This window comes from Brevibacterium sp. SIMBA_078 (assembly GCF_046534565.1).
GTDB lineage: Bacteria > Actinomycetota > Actinomycetes > Actinomycetales > Brevibacteriaceae > Brevibacterium.
On record NZ_JAWRYQ010000546.1, the window covers coordinates 1 to 239 of the forward strand.

Here is a 239-nt window from a genome sequence, read left to right on the forward strand (position 1 = left end):
CAGTGAAAGAAAAAGTAAAAGTGGCGCCAGGCTTATTCGTAAAATCAGCTTTCAAAGCATCGTCATAAGACCACGTACCGGTTTTGCTCTCATAACCCATAGCGCTTTCACTTATCGTGTCTTTTTCTTCTTTTTGCTTGCCGAAGCCTCTGCCCCGTGTGGCCGTATTGTCTTCCGAAATAGTGACAGTAAGACCGTTTATATTCGCTCTAGTATCAAGCGTTTTATTGATTTTCTTT

At 41.8% G+C, this 239-nt stretch carries 1 protein-coding gene; it reads right to left on the bottom strand.

The window, feature by feature from the left end:
* Positions 1-239: hypothetical protein (locus SB749_RS20740; RefSeq protein WP_410711978.1), on the bottom strand; the 239-nt coding region annotated here is incomplete at both ends.